Annotated in this window: 20 protein-coding genes and 1 tRNA gene; 17 read left to right on the top strand and 4 right to left on the bottom strand. The window is 57.4% G+C overall.

Features of this window, described 5'->3' with window-relative positions; genetic code table 11:
* The first annotated feature begins 69 nt into the window (after nucleotides 1–69).
* The 3 genes from B150_RS20505 to B150_RS0110095 all read left to right on the top strand — a co-directional run bounded on the left by B150_RS20505 (nucleotide 70) and on the right by B150_RS0110095 (nucleotide 2,728).
* Nucleotides 70–660, top strand: a complete 591-nt coding sequence (locus tag B150_RS20505; RefSeq protein WP_020399802.1) for an HD-GYP domain-containing protein — start codon at nucleotides 70–72, stop codon at nucleotides 658–660.
* A gap of 140 nt (nucleotides 661–800) precedes the next feature.
* Nucleotides 801–1,199 (top strand): putative quinol monooxygenase, encoded by a 399-nt coding sequence (locus tag B150_RS0110100; protein ID WP_020399801.1) that lies wholly within the window; start codon nucleotides 801–803, stop codon nucleotides 1,197–1,199.
* 260 nt (nucleotides 1,200–1,459) lie between these two features.
* Nucleotides 1,460–2,728 carry an amidohydrolase family protein gene (locus B150_RS0110095; protein ID WP_020399800.1) on the top strand — a complete coding sequence of 423 codons (1,269 nt, stop codon included), beginning with the start codon at nucleotides 1,460–1,462 and terminating at the stop codon, nucleotides 2,726–2,728.
* On the opposite strand, the gene B150_RS22375 is transcribed toward B150_RS0110095, so the two are convergent.
* Nucleotides 2,707–3,360 (bottom strand): TetR/AcrR family transcriptional regulator, encoded by a 654-nt coding sequence (locus B150_RS22375; protein WP_020399799.1) that lies wholly within the window; start codon nucleotides 3,358–3,360, stop codon nucleotides 2,707–2,709. The two genes, B150_RS0110095 and B150_RS22375, sit on opposite strands and share 22 nt — an antisense overlap.
* A gap of 293 nt (nucleotides 3,361–3,653) precedes the next feature.
* Here B150_RS22375 and B150_RS0110085 point away from each other — a divergent pair, with 293 nt between their 5' ends.
* Nucleotides 3,654–5,210 carry an AlbA family DNA-binding domain-containing protein gene (locus tag B150_RS0110085; RefSeq protein ID WP_020399798.1) on the top strand — a complete coding sequence of 519 codons (1,557 nt, stop codon included), beginning with the start codon at nucleotides 3,654–3,656 and terminating at the stop codon, nucleotides 5,208–5,210.
* A 55-nt stretch (nucleotides 5,211–5,265) separates the two neighbouring features.
* Here the strand turns inward: B150_RS0110085 and B150_RS0110080 are convergent.
* Nucleotides 5,266–5,342 (bottom strand) — tRNA-Met (locus B150_RS0110080).
* Nucleotides 5,343–5,596: 254 nt separating this feature from the next.
* Between B150_RS0110080 and B150_RS0110075 the strand changes: the two genes are divergently transcribed.
* Nucleotides 5,597–6,070, top strand: coding sequence for an OsmC family protein (locus B150_RS0110075; RefSeq protein WP_020399797.1), 474 nt, complete (start codon nucleotides 5,597–5,599; stop codon nucleotides 6,068–6,070).
* 8 nt (nucleotides 6,071–6,078) lie between these two features.
* Here B150_RS0110075 and B150_RS20495 read toward each other — a convergent pair whose 3' ends face one another.
* Nucleotides 6,079–6,672 (bottom strand): TetR/AcrR family transcriptional regulator, encoded by a 594-nt coding sequence (locus B150_RS20495; RefSeq protein ID WP_020399796.1) that lies wholly within the window; start codon nucleotides 6,670–6,672, stop codon nucleotides 6,079–6,081.
* A gap of 151 nt (nucleotides 6,673–6,823) precedes the next feature.
* Between B150_RS20495 and B150_RS20490 the strand changes: the two genes are divergently transcribed.
* Together B150_RS20490 and B150_RS0110060 are read left to right on the top strand one after the other, a co-directional pair.
* Entirely contained in the window at nucleotides 6,824–8,020 is a 1,197-nt protein-coding gene (locus B150_RS20490) for an alkane 1-monooxygenase (protein ID WP_020399795.1), read from the top strand.
* A gap of 104 nt (nucleotides 8,021–8,124) precedes the next feature.
* On the top strand, nucleotides 8,125–8,307 hold the full coding sequence (locus B150_RS0110060; protein WP_020399794.1) for a DUF1328 domain-containing protein: 183 nt from the start codon (nucleotides 8,125–8,127) through the stop codon (nucleotides 8,305–8,307).
* Between the two features lie 86 nt (nucleotides 8,308–8,393).
* Here the strand turns inward: B150_RS0110060 and mnmA are convergent, their stop codons facing one another.
* Nucleotides 8,394–9,560 carry a tRNA 2-thiouridine(34) synthase MnmA gene (mnmA, locus tag B150_RS0110055; protein ID WP_020399793.1) on the bottom strand — a complete coding sequence of 389 codons (1,167 nt, stop codon included), beginning with the start codon at nucleotides 9,558–9,560 and terminating at the stop codon, nucleotides 8,394–8,396.
* 287 nt (nucleotides 9,561–9,847) lie between these two features.
* On the opposite strand from mnmA, the gene B150_RS0110045 reads away from it, so the two are divergent.
* From B150_RS0110045 to flbD, 10 genes are all read left to right on the top strand, one after another.
* Nucleotides 9,848–11,650, top strand: coding sequence for a flagellar hook-length control protein FliK (locus tag B150_RS0110045; protein ID WP_020399791.1), 1,803 nt, complete (start codon nucleotides 9,848–9,850; stop codon nucleotides 11,648–11,650).
* Between the two features lie 23 nt (nucleotides 11,651–11,673).
* Entirely contained in the window at nucleotides 11,674–12,351 is a 678-nt protein-coding gene (locus B150_RS20485; protein WP_020399790.1) for a flagellar hook assembly protein FlgD, read from the top strand.
* Nucleotides 12,352–12,475: 124 nt separating this feature from the next.
* Nucleotides 12,476–13,849 carry a flagellar hook protein FlgE gene (locus B150_RS0110035; RefSeq protein ID WP_020399789.1) on the top strand — a complete coding sequence of 458 codons (1,374 nt, stop codon included), beginning with the start codon at nucleotides 12,476–12,478 and terminating at the stop codon, nucleotides 13,847–13,849.
* A gap of 179 nt (nucleotides 13,850–14,028) precedes the next feature.
* Entirely contained in the window at nucleotides 14,029–14,310 is a 282-nt protein-coding gene (gene sciP / locus B150_RS0110030) for a CtrA inhibitor SciP (RefSeq protein ID WP_238322456.1), read from the top strand.
* 229 nt (nucleotides 14,311–14,539) lie between these two features.
* Nucleotides 14,540–16,252, top strand: coding sequence for a flagellar basal-body MS-ring/collar protein FliF (fliF, locus tag B150_RS0110025; RefSeq protein WP_026168310.1), 1,713 nt, complete (start codon nucleotides 14,540–14,542; stop codon nucleotides 16,250–16,252).
* 63 nt (nucleotides 16,253–16,315) lie between these two features.
* Entirely contained in the window at nucleotides 16,316–17,305 is a 990-nt protein-coding gene (gene fliG / locus B150_RS0110020; RefSeq protein WP_035921221.1) for a flagellar motor switch protein FliG, read from the top strand.
* A 15-nt stretch (nucleotides 17,306–17,320) separates the two neighbouring features.
* Nucleotides 17,321–17,971: a FliH/SctL family protein gene (locus tag B150_RS0110015; protein ID WP_020399785.1), complete on the top strand. Its 651-nt coding sequence runs from the start codon at nucleotides 17,321–17,323 to the stop codon at nucleotides 17,969–17,971.
* Nucleotides 17,972–17,986: 15 nt separating this feature from the next.
* Nucleotides 17,987–18,340, top strand: a complete 354-nt coding sequence (gene fliN, locus B150_RS0110010) for a flagellar motor switch protein FliN (protein ID WP_020399784.1) — start codon at nucleotides 17,987–17,989, stop codon at nucleotides 18,338–18,340.
* Between the two features lie 31 nt (nucleotides 18,341–18,371).
* On the top strand, nucleotides 18,372–19,136 hold the full coding sequence (locus tag B150_RS0110005; protein ID WP_020399783.1) for a motility protein A: 765 nt from the start codon (nucleotides 18,372–18,374) through the stop codon (nucleotides 19,134–19,136).
* A gap of 56 nt (nucleotides 19,137–19,192) precedes the next feature.
* Nucleotides 19,193–20,584, top strand: coding sequence for a sigma-54-dependent transcriptional regulator FlbD (flbD, locus tag B150_RS0110000; RefSeq protein WP_020399782.1), 1,392 nt, complete (start codon nucleotides 19,193–19,195; stop codon nucleotides 20,582–20,584).
* The last annotated feature ends 35 nt before the right edge of the window (nucleotides 20,585–20,619 follow it).

The following is a 20,619-nucleotide window of genomic DNA, read 5'->3' as shown; positions in this document are numbered from 1 at the left end:
ACCAGATTAATTTGACCGAATTGGCGTAGTATTCACCCGTACAATTAATGCACTATTGGGGTTCATACCGTGAATTTTCAGTTTGGCCGGGAGACCAGAAATCTCGCAGTTGCGCACCTGATAAAGGATTACACGCTCGCCTTTATCGCGCTTCACGATCAATATACCTCCGGACACTGTAATGAAGTTGCCGTCATTGCAGCCAAAGCTGCGCGAGACCTCGGCATGACACCGGAAGATATAGAGAGGATTGCACTGGCTGGTGATCTGCACGACCTCGGCAAGCAAGGCATCCCCAGCAGCATTCTCGCAAAGCCAGGCAAATTGAGCGCATCGGAATACCGCCTTATTCAGGACCATGTACAGATTGGCGTTGACCTACTCAACTCCATTGGCTTTGACTCCACCGTGGTGCGGTATGTCGCCGAACATCACGAGCGGCTCGACGGTTCCGGTTATCCGAACAATCTCAAGGGTGATGAAATCTCCCTCGGCGGGCAGATTATCGGCGTGGCGGATGTCGCGTCGGCCCTCATGTCAAAGCGCACCTACCGGACCGCTGCCACAAAAGCGGAAGTTGAAGCCTTTTTCAAAGCGGAAGGCCCCTCGCGCTATGACCCGCATGTGGTCAAAGCCGTTCTAGCGCATGTGACCGACTAGAGGCTTCCGGCCCACTTTCCACTTATTCACTGACAATCTGATGGCTTGATATAGGCTGCCGGGCGGCTTACACATTTGTTGTTGAACCTCACGGAATTGGGCGGCGGGGATGCAAGGTACGCCTTTCAGGGGAACGGACAATGAGCATTAACCGTCGGCATTTTGTCATGGCAACGGGGGCAGCAGTCGCTCTGGGCGGCACGCTGAGCGCGGCACCTGCCAAGGCAACAAAGGGAGGCACCACCATGTTTGGACTGATTGGAAAATTCACAGCAAAAGCAGGCACTCGCGATGAACTGGGCAGCATTCTGCTTGAAGGCATCGGCGGCATGCCCGGCTGCCTGAGCTATGTCGTCGCCACCGACCCGGCGGACGAGAACGCCCTCTGGATTACCGAAGTCTGGGACAGCCGCGAAAGTCATGAAGGCTCGCTCAAGCTGCCAAGCGTGCAGGACGCCATCAAACGCGGCCGCCCGCTGATTGAAGGCATGGAAATGGTCGCCACCACCAGCCCCATCGGCGGCCACGGCCTGGCGTAACCCCCGTAAGTCACTGAGATCAATTTGATTTCCTGAAGCCGAATGCGTGAGACCTTCGGCTCTTGCGCCGTGACACCTTATACTATACGTTCGTATAGTATAAGAAAAACGACACCACCATGCACTGAGAAAACCACCCGTAGCCATGCCTTCGCGCGCACTACGGGGCAATCGTGCTGCGCGCGCCATGGGTCCGCGCGGTTAAAACATGTGTGGCGGCAGGCAAAAGACCACCGCACGAGCTTTCAGGAGCATCGAGGATGAACCGACTACTTCTTGCATTCATGTCAGCGGCCGTTTTCGCCGCCCCCAGCCTGGCGGATACCACCGTTATTCACGCTGGCCACCTTATCACCGAGCCCGGCAGGCCGGTGCTTGAAAAGCAGTCCATCATTATTGAGGATGGCAAAATCACCGAGGTCAAAAGCGGCTTTGTGGACGGCGATGCGGTGATTGACCTTCGCAGTGCCTATGTCATGCCCGGCCTCATTGACATGCACAGCCACATCACGCTCGATGGCAACGTCAATGTGGCCGACCTTGTCACCTCCATCCGGGGTGCGTTCATCAATCGCCAGGCAGATCAGACACTCTCGACCCTGCCCCGCCTCAAAGAGATTTTGCACAAGGGTTTCACGACCATTCGCAACCTTGGTGATGTCGCCAGCATTAGCTATTCGCTGAGCCGCGCGCTTGACGCAGGCATCATTGACGGCCCACGCATGATTGCGGTCGAACCTCAGTTCGGTGTCTCAGGCGGGGACTATGACGCCCACACTTTCGGTGTGCGGCAGGAACTCGAACCCAACTTCAAAAGCCGCGGCACTTGTGATGGCGCTATTGACTGCCGCCGCGCGGTGCGCGATGAAATCCATCGCGGCGCGGGCGTCATCAAGCTGCGTATCGCCGGTATGGCACTGATGGACCCCAAAATTGACGCCATTGAGTTCAAGGACGAGCTTGAAGCGATTGTAGAGACCGCGCACAAACTGAACCGCAAGGTGGCGACGCATACGCCCGGCGCGCCGCAGGCCACCCAGCAGGCCATTGAGGCTGGTGTCGACACCATCGAGCATGGCCCCTTGAGCGATGAAAACATTGCCGCCATGGCCAAACACGGCACTGCCTACACCCCCACCATGCTGACTGTCTCGCTCGCAAAGCCCATGATGGAGGCGGCGGGCCTGCCAGACCAGATGCCCGTGGTACAGTCCAGCGTACTCAAAGCCTACAAGGCAGGTGTTCCGATCCTTTTTGGCTCTGACCTGCCGGTCTCACCCATCGCCAAACTGCATGAGGAATTCCGCCTGATGCAGGAAGCTGGCTTGCCTGCTGATGTCGCCCTCGCATCCGCAACGATCACGGCGGCACGCGCGCTTGGGCGCGAAGATAGCCTCGGCTCCATTGAGGCAGGAAAAAGCGCGGATATTATCGCGGTCAAGGGCAACCCGCTTGAAGACCTTTCGGTCATGGCCACCGTTGGTTTCGTGATGAAGTCCGGCAAAACCTACAAGTCGGAGGGTTTCTGATCGTCACCATGCGGGTCGGTGCCGCCCATTAGTGCACGAAACACGGATATATAGGCTGCGGAAAGCGTGCGCTGCATGCCCTCATCTTCAAGGTCTATACCGAAGATTTCAGCCAGCTTGGGCTGGAAAAACAACAACCCAAGCTCTGTGCTCATCCACACAAGGGCGGCGAGCTCCGTCGGCACGTCGCCCTTGCCTCCGCCCCCCTCGCGCTGCGCTTTGATGAAATCTTTGAGCGCATTGTAGCTATTCTTGACCATGGGAAGCGGCTCATCGTCCTCCATCAAGGTACGGTGCAGGAAGCCCATATCGTCCGGCACGCGGCGGAAAAAGCGAAAGCGCTCAAGGAAACGGTCTTCATATACCTTCATGTCCAGGGTGCCGACTTGCGGCTCGCCGCCATCGTCCCACTTTTCCTCAAGGTGCTTGCCCACGGCCTCGTAAAGGTCGCGCTTGGAACCAAAATGGAAACGCGCCAACCCCTTGGACACCCCCGCCTCTTCCGCGATGTTGGCGATAGAGGCACCCTCGAACCCGCGGGTCGCGAACAGGTGCAGCGCCGCGCGGATCAGGCGCGCGCGCCCGTCTTGCACGGTATCCGCTGTGTCGCTGCCTATGGCTTTTGCCGTCATGTGTAGCACTCCCCACCTTCGGGGCCTGTTCGCCCCGCCCATTATGCTTAGCGCAACAAAGCCGTCCGCCACAAGGCAGGACGCGAACGGGTTGGGGATGCGTCCAAATAAAATGTCCCGCACCAGAAAGTGCAGGGCTTAAAATTGGTAGCCGAGGGGCGCTACGGACACCCCCAAATAATAGTATTTTCCCTTAAAACATAAATACTTAGATCATTTAAGAATGTCAGACTCGCCGAAGCTCTCGTTATCGTTTACAACAATAGCGATAATAAACAACCATGAGACGATGAGTGGCGAAGAAGCAATTGGAAGACTGGGAGGTAGCGGTTATCCGTCGCCTACTCCTGCTAGGTGTCGACAACGCCGGGCAAAAACTTTTTAAGCAGGACATAGCATTTCTCTTTTCTCGCCCAAGACGAACAATTAACGTCGGTCGCATCGTAGAAATCGCAGATGATCATGAACGCTATGCAGGGATTGCCCCTGCGACGGAAGAAGAGGCTAGGCAATTTCTCCGTGATTGGCAGGAAATTAACTTCCCAGAGAATCCTATCCTAGAACGCGACCTTGGTCCCACGCATCCCAAAACACTGGCGGCAATTTTTCAACCTCGTGGCGACGACGAAGAAAGAATAGCTGTTTCTGAGACAGATACCGTCGAAGGAAAAGCAAGCTTTAACTGGGGCTCAAAAGAAGAATACGGTCGGACCATGGCCGGATTTGCCAACAATCGAGGCGGTTACCTGCTGTTCGGCGTCGAAGACAAAACATTCAAGATAGTAGGAATCGCGCCTGATCGGATGCCGAAGTTTGATCCGCGCAAGGCAAACCAATATCTGACCCGCACGTACAATCACCACCTCAGGTTCGAGATTGGAGATTTTTCCATTGCCGGAAAAACGGTTGGCGCCATGTATGTCTATCAATCAGAACACAAGCCTATTGTCTGCAAGAATGACGACGGCAAGCTTTGCTCGGGTGATATCTATTTTAGGTATCCCGGTGAAACGACAAGGATTAAAGAGCCTGAACTACGTAAGCTGCTCGAGGAACGTGGGCACCAGAACGAGCAAGACATTGTGAATATTCTGCAGCGCATCGCTGACATTGGGGCGAACAATTCTGCCGTAATTGACCTTACAAAAGGAACCATTGAGGGCAAGAGAGGTCAATTCGTGTTGCCTACTGAGTTGATCTCACAATTAAACTTCATCAAAGATGGTGAGTTCAATGAACAAGAAGGCGCACCAACACTTAATGTTGTCGGTGAGCTTAAGGCAGTTCCAACAGGCAGTGTCGCCATCAAGAAGGTCAAAGAAAACCTGACCGAAAGAGACATTCTCGGGGACTTCGTCGAACAGAAAGAGGTGGGAAATCCTACCGAGTACATTGAAAGGCAGTGCCATGAGCAAGCTAGATGGATGCCCATCTACTACTATGCTCACCTTGCCGGATTTTCCCACAACGAACTTGCCGACTTTTTAAAGAGTTCCAGTTCCCCATACACAGGACGTGTAGCGTTGCATATTCAGCGGGTCGAACTCGACAAGCTACCTTCCAACATCGCCTCCACTAGAGAAAAGGGCCATTGGGTAGCGGACCTATTGTCAAATGGCACAGTCAACATCGCCAGTGAAGAGGACGCAATATCTGCACTAAACGCTATTTGCTGCTTCGACACAGACACCGTGGACCAAGACTACAGCATTACTCTACTACGAGAGGTTTTTGCCAGGTTTGGAACAAATACTGACGCAAAAGTGCGAGGCGCATTTAGGCGAGCCTGTTGCTATCTTGACCGTGCTTACTTCAGACACCAGCTACCCAAAGCGGCCTCTGAGGAGTAAACAAAAACGGCCCCCGAAGTTAATCGGAGGCCGCCGCACCCTCAGGGGGTAATGATGGTAGCCGAGGAGGGACTTGAACCCCCGACACGCGGATTATGATTCCGCTGCTCTAACCAACTGAGCTACTCGGCCAAAATGTAAAAGCTTCAACGCGTTTGCGACTACTCGGTACAACTCGAAAACAGGCCACACGGCCGTTGAAAGCTGCGCCGGTATAAAAGAGGGTCGCTGCGCAGTCAAGACGATTTTGTCACAAATTTGTGCCCCGCGCTGCCCCGCGCCAGCCAAGGCGCTGTGGTCCTTTGCCTCATATCCAAATTGGCCCTGCCGTATGTGCCGAATTTCCAGTATCCTTGGTGCCACATCACGGCAGAGAAAGGGACGCCATGAGCAAGGAACATCATTACCATAGTCGGGTTACCTGGACAGGGGCCGGCGATGAAGGCACCAAAAACTACAAAAGCTATACGCGCAACTATGATATCGACATGGAGGGCAAGGCCAAGATCCTTGGCTCGTCAGACCCGAATTTCCGTGGCGATCCCGCGCGCCATAACCCGGAAGATATCCTCGTCGGCGCAACGTCGGCGTGCCACATGCTGTGGTACCTGCACCTGTGCGCGGTGAACGGCATTGTGGTGACCGAGTACACCGACGCCGCCGAAGGCATCATGGATGAAGGCGGTGAGGGGGAAGGTGGGCACTTTACCAAAATCATCCTCCGCCCCAGCATCACAATCACGGCGGAGAGCGACGCGGAGAAAGCAATGTCGCTGCATCATGTCGCCAATGAGAAATGCTTCATCGCCAATAGCCTCAAATGCCCGGTGGAACATGAGGCGACAATTACCAAGGAATAGGCTTCAGCCTATTTGTCGCCGCGGTAGGCGAGCACGACATCAATGGTGTGTTCGGTGAAGCGGTCGCGGCGGGCTTTGTCCACGCCGTCCAGCTTCATCACCGTCAGCATCTGCGAGGCCGCGAGGAGGATACGGGCATCGTCCCTGTCCTCCCGCTTGCGGCCGTCGGTTGCGGAATTGAGGATTGCGGTCAGCTTGTCGAGGATGATGGTCTGCTGCGCGATAAAACGTTCGCGGATCGCGGGCGCGAAATTCGTGCTCCAGTTCAGCCAGACCTGCGCGTAGGCACGCTCTTCCTCCGCGCGCCTCACCGCCTGCTCCGCAAGCGCGGTCAGGAGTTCGGGTACGCTCAGGCCTTCCGCCTCCACATCCTCAAAAATGGCGAGGTTGCGGGCGGCCACTTCATCGAGCACACTTTCAATCAGCGCTTCGCGGGTCGGGAAATAGACAAAGGTGGTCGCTACCGAAACGCCGGTCCGCTTCGCGATATCGGCATGTTTGGCTTCGCCGATTCCGCGTTCCGCAAACAGTTCAACCGCGGCTTCCAGCAGCTGACTGCGGCGTTCCTCTGGGCTGAGCCGTGTGCGCCTTTGCTGTTCCAACAGTAATATCCCCTTACATCATCAGTTCTTTTTGTAACGCTGCGCACGCCACACAATCAAGCACCATCACCATGCTTGAGATACTATTGACAATATTATCAATAACTGTGACACTCCCAACCCTGTCAGGAACAGAAGCGGGGAAGGCATCATGACGACAGAACCAAAGGTCACACAGTTCGCAAATCCGGCTGAATGGCGCGACAGCAAGCGCTATCTTTGGCCGCTCCCGGTCCTGCTCGCGGGTATCCCGCTGCTTGGCTGGTGGCTTTACGCGCGCACCGGCAACGAATGGACGCTGTGGCTATCACCGATCTTCTTTTACGTTCTGATCCCCATCATTGAGATGGCCTTTGGGGAGGACAACTCAAACCCGCCCAAGGAAGCCATCCCGTTCCTGCGCGATGACCCTTTTTACCGCTGGTCCGCCTTTGCCGCCCTGCCCGCGTCCTACCTCGTGTGGATTATCGGCGCCTGGTATGTGGCGGTGATGGACCTTTCGTGGTCGGCCTATCTGGCCGTCACGGTCGCGAACGGGTTGATGGGCGCGGGTGCCCTCAATACCGCGCATGAGGTGGGCCACCGGCGCGACAAAACGTCGATCAACGTTGCGCGTTTCCTTCTGTGCCTGTGCGGCATGGGCCATTTCCGCATAGAACACAACCAAGGCCACCATGTGCAAGTTGCCACGCCGGAAGACAGCGCCACCGCCATGATGGGCGAAAGCTTTTACGAGTTTGTCACCCACGAATTGCCGGGCGGGGTGAAACGCGCTTGGGCGCTTGAGGCCGCGCGGCTTGGCCGCAAAGGCAAATCCGCCTTCTCGCTGGAGAATGAGGTGTTTGCCAATACACTCATCACCATCGCCATGTACGGTGCGTTTGTCGCTGTGTTTGGCTGGATTGTGCTGCCGTACCTGATTGGCGGTGCGCTGCTGTCGAACCTTATGCTTTCAAGCGCAAACTATATAGAGCATTACGGCCTGATGCGTGGCAAGCGTGAGGACGGCAAGTATGAGCGGGTGCAGCCGCACCACAGCTGGAACGCCAACCATATTGTCTCGAACGTGATGCTCTATCACCTGCAGCGCCATTCGGACCACCATGCCCATGCGGAGCGGCCTTACCAGTGCCTGAGGCACTTTGATACGTCGCCGCAGCTGCCTGCTGGCTATTTCACCATGTTCATGGCGGCGTGGAACCCACCCATATGGTTCGCCATCATGGACAAGCGTGTGGCCGAACAGCACGGATATGACATGACGAAGGCATATATAAAGCCATCGAAACGCGCGCGGTTGATGGCCAAATTCCACCGCCCGGCCGAAAAAATGCAGGCGGCAGAGTAATTTGCCGTCTTGACCAGTTTTTTATAATGCCGCGCTCATCCCCCTGCTGAGAATTGATACAGGCCTCGCTAAGCTCAAATCATCAAACAGACAGGAGATGAACCATGCTTGGTTGGGCATTAACTTTCTTCATTCTGGCAGTGATTGCAGCCGCGCTTGGGTTCGGTGGCCTCGCAGGTACGCTTGCTTGGGCAGCTAAGTGGCTCTTCTTTGCCTTTATCATCCTCTTTATCGTTGCGCTGATTGCCAATATTGTCAGTGGCCGTCGGACGCCACCGCCGCTTTGATTTAAGCGGATGATGACCAAACAGAAAACGGGCGCCCCTCAATTTGAGGAGCGCCCGTTGTCTTTAAATCCAGGGGGCCTATTCGCTCAGGCAGCGCTCAGGCGCGGATCGGCGCTTTCTGCACGGTCAATCCAGCCACCACCGAGTACACGGTCACCAGCATAAAACACCGCAGCCTGACCCGGCGATACACCCGCCTCGGCATTATCCAGCACAAGGCGCGCGCGCCCACCATCCTCAAGGAACAAGGTTGCCGGCACACCCGGGCGGGTGGAGCGGATTTTGGCGGCGACCTTAATGCCTTCCGCCGGCACAGCTTCGCCAATCCAGTTCACGTCCTTGACGCCAATCGCGTTTGTGAGCAGCGCTTCCTTGGGGCCAACGATAACCTGCTTTTTGGCGGGGTTCAGTTTCACCACATACAGGGGCTCGGCCGAGCCACCAACACCGATACCCCGGCGCTGGCCGATGGTATATTTCACGATGCCTTCATGGGTGCCGAGCACATTGCCGTCCACGTCCACAATCTCACCCGGCTCAAGCGCGCCGGGGCGCAGCCGTTCGATCACGTCCACATAGCGGCCCTCAGGCACAAAACAGATATCCTGGCTGTCCGGCTTATCCGCGACCGAGAGGCCGAAGCGTTCCGCGTGTTCGCGGGTTTCCGTCTTGTCCATATGGCCGAGCGGGAAGCGCAGGAAGTCCATTTGTTCCTGCGTGGTCGCAAACAGGAAGTAGCTCTGGTCCTTGCCGCTATCATTACCGCGCACAAGATGGGCCTTGCCGCTTGCGTCCACCACACGCTGCACATAGTGCCCGGTGGCCATACAGTCAGCGCCAAGGTCACGCGCGGTATCGAGCAGATCCTTGAACTTCACCGTCTGGTTACAGCGCACACACGGGATCGGCGTTTCGCCCTTGATGTAACTGTCGGCAAACTCTTCCATCACCTGGTTCTTGAACCGGCTTTCATAGTCGAGCACATAGTGCGGAATACCAAGTGCTTCCGCCACGCGGCGCGCGTCATGGATATCCTGGCCTGCACAGCAGCTGCCCTTTTTCTGGACCGCGACACCGTGGTCATAGAGCTGAAGCGTGATGCCCACCACGTCATAACCTTCTTCCTTGAGAAGCGCCGCGGTAACAGAGCTGTCCACCCCGCCAGACATGGCGACGACAACGCGCGTTTCAGCGGGCGCGCGGTCGAAGCCGAGACTGTTTTTGCCCCCCGAATAAGTTGCACCTTGTGCCATGCTTTATATTCCTACCAGTTTCATCCAGATTTGAATTCAGCCGTGCATATAAGCCTTAGGCCGCGGCCATGCAAGCGTTTCCGCCTTATTTTCCCGTCAGCTTTTTTTGCCCGGCAAGATCGACCGCAAGCTGCATCATATCACAGCCTGCCGCCCACTGCTTGCCCGTTTTCCCTTGAAGAAACAGCGCTTTCAAAAACTGGCCCGGCCCTTGCTTATGTAGGATCGAATTATCCCGTCCTGCGGCAGAAGCGGAAGTCAGGGCACAGGTAACACGGTACTAGGAAATGAACGCGATTGACCAAATGATGCAGGCGCAGGGCGCCAATTCAAGTCAGGCCATAGCCTCCTTCTTCAGCTCGCAAAAAGCTGGTGAGGGGGAAGAAAGCGCGTTTGCAGCCGTCTTTGCAAACCTGATGCAGAATTTCGCCGCTGATGGCACGAAGGAGATCACCTCTCCCGAAGCGATCAAGGCACTTGATGAACTGTCGCCTGCGGAAGCGGAGTTTCTTGCCTCCCTTGGTGTGCAGATCCCTGCGGCGCAAGAACCAGCCAGCTTCCAGCCCGGACTTTATACGGACGCCGCACAGGCCAGTGGCGCTACGGTGAATTTCCAGAAGGTATTACCAGCTTCGCTTATCAATATCGCAAGCGCCGATGGTAATGCCTCCGACGGCACCACCACGATTGCCGATATTGCCGCCCTGCCGGAATCCGCCAAGGCTGAACTGCTGCAGGCCCTCAAAGGCATGGAACAGGCAGGCAAGGCCCCTGCCCTGACCCTTAGTGCCGCTGACGGCGAAGCGCACATTCTGCCGGTTGCGGAACTTGAAGCCCTGATCAATGGCACGCAAGCTGGCGATGCTGTGGTTGATGCACCAGTTGATGCTGCACCAGCGACAGCCCCCGCTGCCCCTGTGGCCCCGGCAACGCCTGCCGCGACTGCAGCCGAAGTTGAAGAACTGGTTGCCCAAATGCAAGGCCCGGACGGCGCGCCGGTTGACCCGGAACGTATTGCCGCCTTCCTTGACGACAAGGGCATCGAATATCCTGACTGGCTGAAATCAGCGCTTGCGGACATTACACCTGAGCAGGCTGACTCTGCAAAAGCGACGGCCGCACAGCAAAGCGCTGCAGCCACCGCTGCTGCGGCAGCTGCGAGCGCACAGGCGGCAAACGCGCAGGAAGCCAATACCCAGCAGAAACAGGCTGAGCAGGCACAAAATACGCCGGACGGCTATATGGTCGCCGCCAACCAGCCCCAGAATGCGAACGCGCAGCAAAACGCGAACGGCAACGCTCAGGCTGGCAAAAAGGCCAATACTGCAGCGCTGGCTGATAAAGCGCCTGCGTCGATGAACCAGACAGCAGACGGAGCGCAGAGCAAAGGCGAAGCACTGACCGCCCGCGCCATTGACCCTGTTGTGGCCCGGTCAGAGACGGCACTGCCACCAAATGTGGCGCGTGACCCTGCGCTAAGCCTGACACCCGAGCGCCTTGCAGGCATGCAGCCGGGCTCGGCGGGTGAGATGGTATCGGCAGGCCTTTCCGGCATTCGCGGCGACGGCGGTTTTATGTCGAGCATGAGCCTTCTTGGCGGCCACGCCTCACGCGGGCTTCAGGGCCATGTGGCAAAACAGCTGAATATGAGTGTGTCGCGCGCCGTCAAGGCGGGTGAGCAGGAGTTTACCATGCGCCTCGACCCGGCCGAACTGGGCCGTGTGCAGGTGAAGCTGAAGTTCATGGAAGGTGGCCGCGTGCATGCGCAGGTGGTGGCCGAACGCCCTGAAACCCTTGAGCTGTTGCAGCGTGACGCCCGTGGGCTTGAACGCGCCATTCAGGGGGCTGGTGCCAAGGCACAGGGTGCCACCATCGAATTCAGCCTCGATCAAGGCGGCAATCAGGAAAGCGCGGGCAAGGCTTTTGCCGAAGCCGTGCAACAGGAAAAAATGCGTGATGCCCTCGCGGCACGCTCCGCTGGTGGGCATGCCCTGCCGTTCGGGGAAGATGATGCCAGCATGGAAGACATCCCGCTTGAAGACATTCTCCCTTATGTCGATGCCGAAACCGGCCTCGATATTCGGGTATAGGTTAGGAAAAGAAGGTAGCAGCTATGGTTGACGGTGTAGGCAGCGCAGCAAGCACATATCAGACCGCCGGGGACAAAGCCGCCGCGACACTCGCGGGTAACTTTGACGACTTCCTCGTGCTTCTGACCACGCAGCTCATGAACCAGGACCCGATGGACCCGATGGACAGCGGCGAGTTCACCCAGCAGCTTGTGCAGTTCTCGGGCGTTGAGCAGCAGATCAAGACCAACCAGAACCTTGAAACGCTGGCGAGCCTGACCCTGATGAACCACCAGAGCTCCATGGCCTCCTATCTTGGCAAGGACGCGCTGGTACCGGGCCTGATTGGCAAGTTCGACCCGGCGTCGACCACAGGCCAGAACGAAGTTCATTGGCGCTACAACCTCCCGGCTGAGGTTGCTGAAGCCAAGATCGAAGTACGGAATTCCTCAGGCGAGGTTGTGTACACCGGCAACGCCGAAACGGCATACGGCACCCACGACTTCACCTGGAACGGCGAACTGGCGGACGGCAGCACAGCCCCCGCTGACAGCTACAAGCTGAAAATCATCGCCAAGGATGAGGACTCACAAATTCTTGATGTCGGGATCGCGGTACGCGGCACCATCCAGTCCGTGGACCTGACAGGTACCGAGGCGCTGTTCAACATTGACGGCAACTATGTGTACCAGACGGATATTGTGCAGCTCTACAACAAGTAGACGCTGAGAGTATGAGTGGCGGGTCGAAGCACCCGCATGCCAATGGATGGTCAGGTGACCCCGGCGGCAAGAGCAGAAAGCCCAAAGCCAGTGAAAACGCAAAAGAGAGTTTAGGAGAAGTAACATGGCATTCACTGCTCTGGCAGCAGGCGTATCGGGACTCCAGGCCTTCACCGAAGGTGTTGGTGTCATCGCCGATAACATCACGAACGTAAACACGATTGGTTACAAAGAGACCCGTTCGCGGTTCTCGACCCTCGTAACCGAAACCGCAGCACTGTCGTCCTATTCACCGGGCGGTGTGCGCGCATTCTCTGACACCCTTGTGTCCAAACAGGGCCTGTTGCAGCCGTCCGGCTCCGCGACTGACCTGTCGATCGACGGTGCAGGCTTCTTTGTTGTGCGCTCCGGCGCGCGGGCTGAAGATACCAACGGCGAGTTTCTTTACACTCGCGCAGGTGCCTTCAACCAGGATGACGAGGGCTTCTTCAAGAACACCGCAGGTCTCTACCTGATGGGCTGGCCGACAGATTCGACCGGTGCCGTCAGCGCAAGCAACCAAAGTGACTTGAACGAACTGCGCCCGATCAACATCAACAACCTCAACGGTTTTGGTGCAGCAACCGGCGACGTGTCCCTGCGTGTAAACCTTGACACCGACACGGCGGTAAACTCGGTCTATGATACCGCGGCTCCAGGCGATATCGCTGACGGCACCGTCACGGCCGACTTTGAAACCAACATCACCATCTATGACAGCCAGGGCCGTTCGCACCTCGTAAACGTTGCTGCTGTCAAAACCGGCGTCAACACCTGGAACTATGAGATCTATTTTGACGACGATAACGCTGTTGACAGTGCTGCTCATCCAGATGGGCTGATTGCATCGGGCCAACTCAAATTCAATGACGACGGCTCGATCAACCTTGATGGCACGGCAGCAGGGTCCACGATGCTGGACTCTACGGGAACCGCAATCACCTTCCCAGGGGATTCAATTCCGATTACCTATGCAACGGCCAATGGCACGCGTGTGGAAGACGGGGAAATCACCTTCGACTTCGGTGACGACGGTTCGAAAAACGGTTTCGTACAGTCCTCGACCGAATCCGCACGCCTGTCCTTCAGCGTTGACGGTGCCGCTTTCGGTAACATCAACGGTGTGGAAATCGGTGAAGACGGTATCGTAACCGCTCTGTTCGACAACGGCCTGACACTCAGCGTTTACAAGCTGCCAATCGCCGTGTTCCAGAACCCGGATGGTCTTGGCCGCCGCCAGGGCAACGCCTTCGGCTCGTCCGACCTGTCAGGTGAAGTGAACCTGCAGCACCCGGGCGAAAGTGGCGCGGGCAAGGTGGCACCAAATTCGCTCGAGCAGTCGACCGTTGACCTCGCAAGCGAATTTGCCGAGCTGATCAAGGTACAGCGTGCGTTCTCCGCCTCCACGCGGATCATCACCACGTCTGACCAGATCCTCGAAGAGCTGACGAGGCTCTAATATCGTCCAGCTAATCACTGGCTGATATCTCTTTTGCGCGAGCCGGGTGGTCCATATGGGCCACCCGGACTTGTTTGGAAGCGGCAAAAAATTAATGCGAATTTAACCTTGAGGGTTAGGCATTTTTTAAACGCCGTGTGCCTAAACTTCACCCTGCCGAGAAAAAGGGTATGAAGTTGATGGCACGTGAAGATATGAAAACAATGATTGTCGGGCCGACAGGCAAACCGCTCACGCTCGACGATTTGCCAAGCGTCAATACGCAGCGTTGGGTCATCCGGCGCAAGGCGGAAGTTGTCGCTGCTGTGCAAGGGGGCCTCCTCAGCCTTGAGGATGCCTGCAAGCGTTATTCGCTCTCGGTGGAAGAGTTTCTGTCCTGGCAGAAGTCCATCAATGAAAATGGTCTCGCCGGCCTACGCACCACGCGCCTCCAGAAATACCGCAACGCCAAATCCGCCTGATCACGGGCGGATACCGGGGCTGAAACAGGCTCCACCGTGCCCCCGGCACAACGCCTGCGCGGGCGCTTTCACCGCATCGCAATAATTCCCGAATATTTTCCTTTACATTTATAGGCAAAATTTGCCTAGATTTAACTATCTGTTTACCGTGACAGCGTAAGTTGGGGCCATGTCCCGATCTGGCACGGATGGGGGACGCAATGCGGGTGCACAATTTCCGAGGTGGGTGTTGAACGGTTTTCTCCAGTTTTTAAGGAATCTCGGCACAGGTCGGCTTGTCCTTCTAGCAGCTGTGGGCTTTGGCCTTATCGGCTTCTTCATGCTGATCATCGGGCGGTGGCAGACCTCCCCGATGACAACGCTTTATTCTGATCTCGACCCGGCGAATGCCGCAACGATTGTCGAGCGTCTGGAAAGCGAACAGATCCCCTATGAAACCGATGCCGGTGGCCGCATCCTGCGTGTCCCGCGGGATCAGGTTGACCGTCTGCGCCTCACCCTCGCCGGTGAAGGCCTGACAGGCAGCATTGTCGGCAAGGAAATCTTCGACCAGGACAGCGGCTTTGGCCGCACGAGCTTTGAGCTTAACGTGAACTATGTTCGCGCGGTCGAGGGGGAAGTGGCCCGCACCATCAAATCGCTCTCGAGCGTTTCTGAAGCCCGCGTCCATATTGTGATGCCTGAGCGGCGGCCCTTCCAGCGTGAAGCGTCCGAGCCGTCGGCGTCCATCTTGATCCGCACCAATGGTGCCGGTCTCACGCGCCGCGAAGCGCAGGCCATCCAGTCGCTGGTTGCGACAGCGGTGCCCGGCCTGTCGCCGGAACGTGTCACCATTTCAGATACCACCGGTCGCCTGCTCACTGACGGCGCAGCCGAACGCGGCCAGCTTGGCGGCTTCTCCAATATGGAGGAAGCACGCCTCGCCAAGGAACGCCTCTACCGCGACAAGATTGAACAGCTTCTGGCCCGCCGTGTGGGCGAAGGCCGTGTGCGCGCGGAAGTCGCCGTTACGATGGACAACAGCCGCACGACCACAAGCCAGGTCACCTATGACCCGGATACACAGGTCGTGCTCTCATCCAACGTGATTGAGGAAGAAAGCGAAGACAGCGATCAGGTTGGCGGCCAGGTCACCATGGCGAACAACCTGCCAGATGCGCAGGGCATGAACCCGAATCCGTCGAGCACGTCATCAAAAACGCAGGAAACCACGAACTTCGAGAACTCGAAGACCGAAACGGTGACCGTGCGCGAACCGGGTACACTGACGCAAATTCGTGTCGCGGTTCTGGTGGACGGCGAACGCACGCTGGACGCGGAAGGCAATACCACAAACTATGCCGAACGCGGCGACGACGAGATCGAACAGCTACGCAACCTTGTGCTGACCGCCATTCCTTACAACGAGGACCGCGGTGACCTCGTGACTGTCGCAAGCATGCGGTTTGTCGACCCCGCACCGTTTGAAGCCAGTGAAGCGGCCTTCAGCTTCTTTGGCCTCAATAAAAACGACCTTATTGAGATTGTGACCGAGGGCGGCATCTTTGTGGTGATCATCCTTCTGATCCTCCTTGTGGTGCGCCCGCTTGTCATGCGCATCATCGAGGCGATCCCCGATGCACCGCCGCCGCCAGACCCAAGCCAGATTGAGGACCGCACCCGCGAAACGCCGGCGATTGCGGGCCCCGTGACCGGCAACGGCATCACCCCTGAACTGATGGCGCTTGCAGCCTCCGGCAACGAGGACGCGGCACTTGCCATCCGTCTGGCACGCGAAAGCGGCCAACTGTCATCCGATACCATGCGCACGGACGCCAAGATCGACGTCGCGCAGGTTGAAGGCCGTATTCAGGAAAGTGCGATCAAGAAAGTGGCGGACATCATCCGCGCCAATCCGGATGAGTCGGTTGCGATTGTTCGCACCTGGCTTTACGCCGACTAATCGCGCCTAGGCCGCCAAACAGTATAATGAACCAAGGGTAACGAAGTGGCAGATATCACCAAAATGTCCGGATCGCAGAAGGCAGCAGCCTTCATGCTTGCTATCGGCGAAGAACATGGTCGCGCGATCTGGGAGAACCTGTCTGAGGATGAGATCAAGGAACTCTCCTCACACATGTCCATGCTTGGCTCGGTTACCGCGAAGGACGTGGAAGACCTGTTTGTTGAATTTGCCTCAAAGGTTTCGACCGTGGGCAATCTCAATGGTTCGTTTGAAAGCACCGAACGCCTGCTCAAGAAAATGCTGCCCGGCGACCGTGTACAGCAGATCATGGACGAGATCCGCGGGCCCGCGGGGCGCACCATGTGGGACAAGCTGGGCAACGTGAACGAAGTGGTGCTCGCGAGCTACCTGAAGAACGAATACCCGCAGACCGTTGCCGTGGTGCTGCAGAAAATCAAGGCCGAGCACGCCGCGCGTGTGCTTTCGGTACTGCCTGAGGATTTCTCGATGGAAGTCATCATGCGCATGCTCCGGATGGAAGCGGTGCAGAAAGACATCCTCGACAAGGTTGAGCAAACGCTGCGGGTTGAGTTCATGAACAACCTCGCGCGCACCAGCCGCCGTGACAGCCACGAAACGATCGCCGAGATTTTCAACTATCTCGACCGGTCGGCCGAAAGCCGCTTCCTTGCCGCCCTTGAAGACCGCAACCGTGACAGCGCGGAACGTATCCGTGCGCTCATGTTCACCTTCGAGGATCTGGCGAACCTTGATCCGTCCGGCGTTCAGACGCTGCTCCGGAACGTGGACAAGGACAAGCTGGCACTGGCAATGAAGGGGGCGTCCGATACTTTGCGCGACCTCTTCTTCTCCAACATGTCCGAACGCGCGGCCAAAATCCTGCGCGAAGACATGGAAGCCATGGGCCCCGTACGCCTGCGCGACGTGGACGAGGCCCAGATGGAAATGGTGAACAAAGCGAAAGACCTTGCGGAAGCTGGCGAAATCCTGCTCTCCGACAACAAGGGCGAAGACGAGCTTATTTACTAGGAACGGGACGTTTAAATGGCTGAGCCAGTTAAATACCGATTTGATCAGGCCTTCGATGGCGGTGCCAAAAGCCGCTTCGATGAGGAACTTGAACGTGTGCGCGCCGATGCTGACCGCATCAAGAATGACGCATACCATCAAGGCCTTGAAGATGGCCGCCGTCAGGCGCTGTCCGAAATCGAGAATGCGACCAAGGGCCTGCTCGCGCAGATCGAACAGGCAGCCCATGGCCTTTTCTCGCAGCGCGCGCAGCTTGAAGCCAGCCTGAAACAGGAAATGGTGCATCTGGCTTATGCGATTTCCTCGAAGCTTGCGCCGGCGCTTCTGCGCGCGCATCCGCTCGCGGAAGTGGAAGCGCTGATTGAAGATTGCCTCGCCACCATGATCAAGGAACCCCGGCTTGTGGTGCGGGTCTCGGAACAACTTGTGGACGCTGTCAACGACCGCATTGAGGACCTCAAACAGGCGACCGGCTTCCCGGGTGACATCGTGCTGGTGGGCGAACCATCCTTTGGTGATCAAGACTGCCGGGTCGAATGGCCGGATGGCGGGACCGAGCGGCGGCACGACATGACCGTCGCGCAAATTGAAAATGCAGTGCAGCGCTTCGTGATGCCGGAAGATGTACCGGCGCCGGCTGCAAAACAAGAAGATGCTCAGGGTTAGAGAGGAACAAACTGAATGGCAAACGACCAGGACAATGACGTAGGCCTGCAAAACCTGTCAGACGGCAGCAGCAAGTCACCAGATCTTGCGCCGAAGGAAGACGGGCAGGTCCGCTCCGCACAGGAACTCGAACCGGTGTTCGACGTACCCGTGCGTGTGCAAGCGGTACTGGGCAAGTCGACGCTCGAGGTAAGCCAGCTTCTCAAGCTTGCGCCTGGTGCCGTGATCGAGCTTGACCGCAAAGTGGGTGAAGCCATCGATATTTATGTGAATAACCGGCTGGTTGCCCGGGGAGAAGTGGTTCTGGTTGAGGACCATTTGGGCGTTACCATGACCGAGATCATCAAACTTGATGGCGGCGTTGTTTAGACGGCATCAGGAATAAGGGGGCGAACGCGCAATGAGCACGATTTTCGGCATGCTGACAGCCTTTTTGCTGGTGGGTGGTGCCATATGGCTTGGCGGCTCACCGCTGGCTTTCATCAACCTGCAGGGCGTGCTGATTGTGGTACTGGGCACCTTTGCCGTGACCGCCATCAGCTTCCGCATGCAGGAAATGATCACCCTGCCGGTGAACATCTGGCAACTGCTGCGCCACGGTCAGCGTGACCCGGCGGAGGAAGCCGTGAAGGTGCTGAAAATCGCCGTGGAAAGCCGCAAGCACAATGACGTGCTGATGCTGGAAAAGCTTTTGCCGCGCCTCAAGGACACGCCGTTCCTGCATCAGGCCATCCAGCTTGTGGTAGACGCGGCAGAGCCGGACGAAATTGAGCAGATCCTGCGCCGCGAGGCCAGCACGGCCTCTGCCCGACACATGCGCGCTGTGGACTTCCTGCGCCGCGCCGGTGACGTGGCACCAGCCATGGGCCTTATCGGTACGCTGATCGGCCTTGTGCGCATGCTTGGCAACCTCGACAACCCGGCTGAAATCGGCCCGGCGATGGCGGTTGCGCTTTTGACGACATTCTACGGCGCTGTGCTTGCGCACCTCGTGTTCATTCCGCTTGCCGCGAAGACCGAGCACTGCACCGACGAAGAGCAATTGGTGAACAATCTTTATTCCATGGGGGCAACCTCGATCCGGCGCAAAGAGAACCCGCGCAGGCTTGAAATGCTTCTGAACACAATTCTGCCGCCGGCTAAACGGGTTACGTTTTTCAAATAGGCGGATAATCGCACATGGGCTGCCACAGGCAGGCGGCCATGGTACGGAGACGATAAATGAGACTACTCATTGTGGGCACCTTGAACGGGCAACTGGGCGCAGCCAGCCAGATCGCGATCGAGCGCGGCGCGAAAGTGACACATGCCCCGGATATTGATACCGCCCTTGGCACCCTGCGCACACGCGGCGCAGACCTGCTGATGGTTGAGGTATCGCTCGACATTCCGGGCCTTATCCCCAAACTGCGAGCTGAGCACTTCTCAATCCCGGTGGTGGCATGTGGCATTGGCACGGACCCCAAGATTGCGGCGGCAGCCATCCGTGGCGGCGCCAAGGAATATATTCCCCTGCCCCCGGACGCTGAGCTGATCGCAGCGGTGCTTGAGGCCGTCACAGAAGATAGTCAGGCTTTCATCTACCGCGACCCGATCATGAAAAATGTCGCCGCGCTTGCGGAACAGGTTGCGCCGAGCGAGGCCAGCATCCTGATCACCGGTGAAAGCGGTACGGGTAAGGAAGTCATGGCGCGCTTTGTGCACCAGAAAAGCCGCCGCGCGAACAAGCCGTTTGTCGCAGTAAACTGCGCCGCCATCCCTGAAAACCTTCTGGAATCCGAGCTTTTCGGCCACGAAAAAGGCGCCTTCACCGGCGCTGTCGCACGCCGGATTGGTAAGTTCGAAGAAGCCGATGGCGGCACCCTGCTCCTTGACGAGATTTCCGAGATGGACGTGCGCCTGCAAGCCAAGCTTCTGCGCGCCATTCAGGAACGCCAGATCGACCGTGTGGGCGGTGCGAAGCCAGTTGATGTGAATATCCGCATCATCGCCACCTCGAACCGCAACCTGCAGGAAGCGGTCAAGGAAGGCAATTTCCGCGAAGACCTTTTCTTCCGCCTGAACGTGGTGAACCTACGTGTGCCGTCCTTGCGTGAACGTCCGTCAGACATTGAAGCGCTTGCCGGGCACTTCGCCAAGAAATACGCCGAAGTGAACCATGTGCAGGAGCGCAAGCTGTCACCAGACGCGATCAAGATGCTGCAATCCCATCGCTGGCAGGGCAACGTGCGTGAGCTCGAGAACACCATTCACCGCGCGGTCCTTCTCGCAACCGGTGATGAAATCGGCACGGGCGCCATCCTGCTGCCGGACGCAAGCGGCAACATCACCTTTGGTGCCGCGCCCGTCATGGCGAACGTTTCAGCGCCCACAGGCGGCATGAGCGCCGACGGTGCGGACGGCATGAACGGTGACGACAGTGCGGCAACGCTTGTCGGCAAGACGGTCGCGGAAGTGGAGCGCGAGCTGATCATCGACACACTCAAGCACTGCCTTGGCAACCGGACACACGCGGCAAATATCCTTGGCATTTCTATACGTACGCTCAGGAACAAGCTGAACCAGTACCAGACCGAAGGTGTCTCCATCCCGCAACCCGGCACACAGGTTTAGGGCTATAGAGGCGCAATGGTGAAAAGACCAAAAGC

The organism is Kordiimonas gwangyangensis DSM 19435 = JCM 12864 (assembly GCF_000375545.1).
GTDB lineage: Bacteria > Pseudomonadota > Alphaproteobacteria > Sphingomonadales > Kordiimonadaceae > Kordiimonas > Kordiimonas gwangyangensis.
The sequence above is the reverse complement of the archived record's forward strand: the minus strand, read 5'-3'. Positions and strand labels throughout refer to the sequence as shown.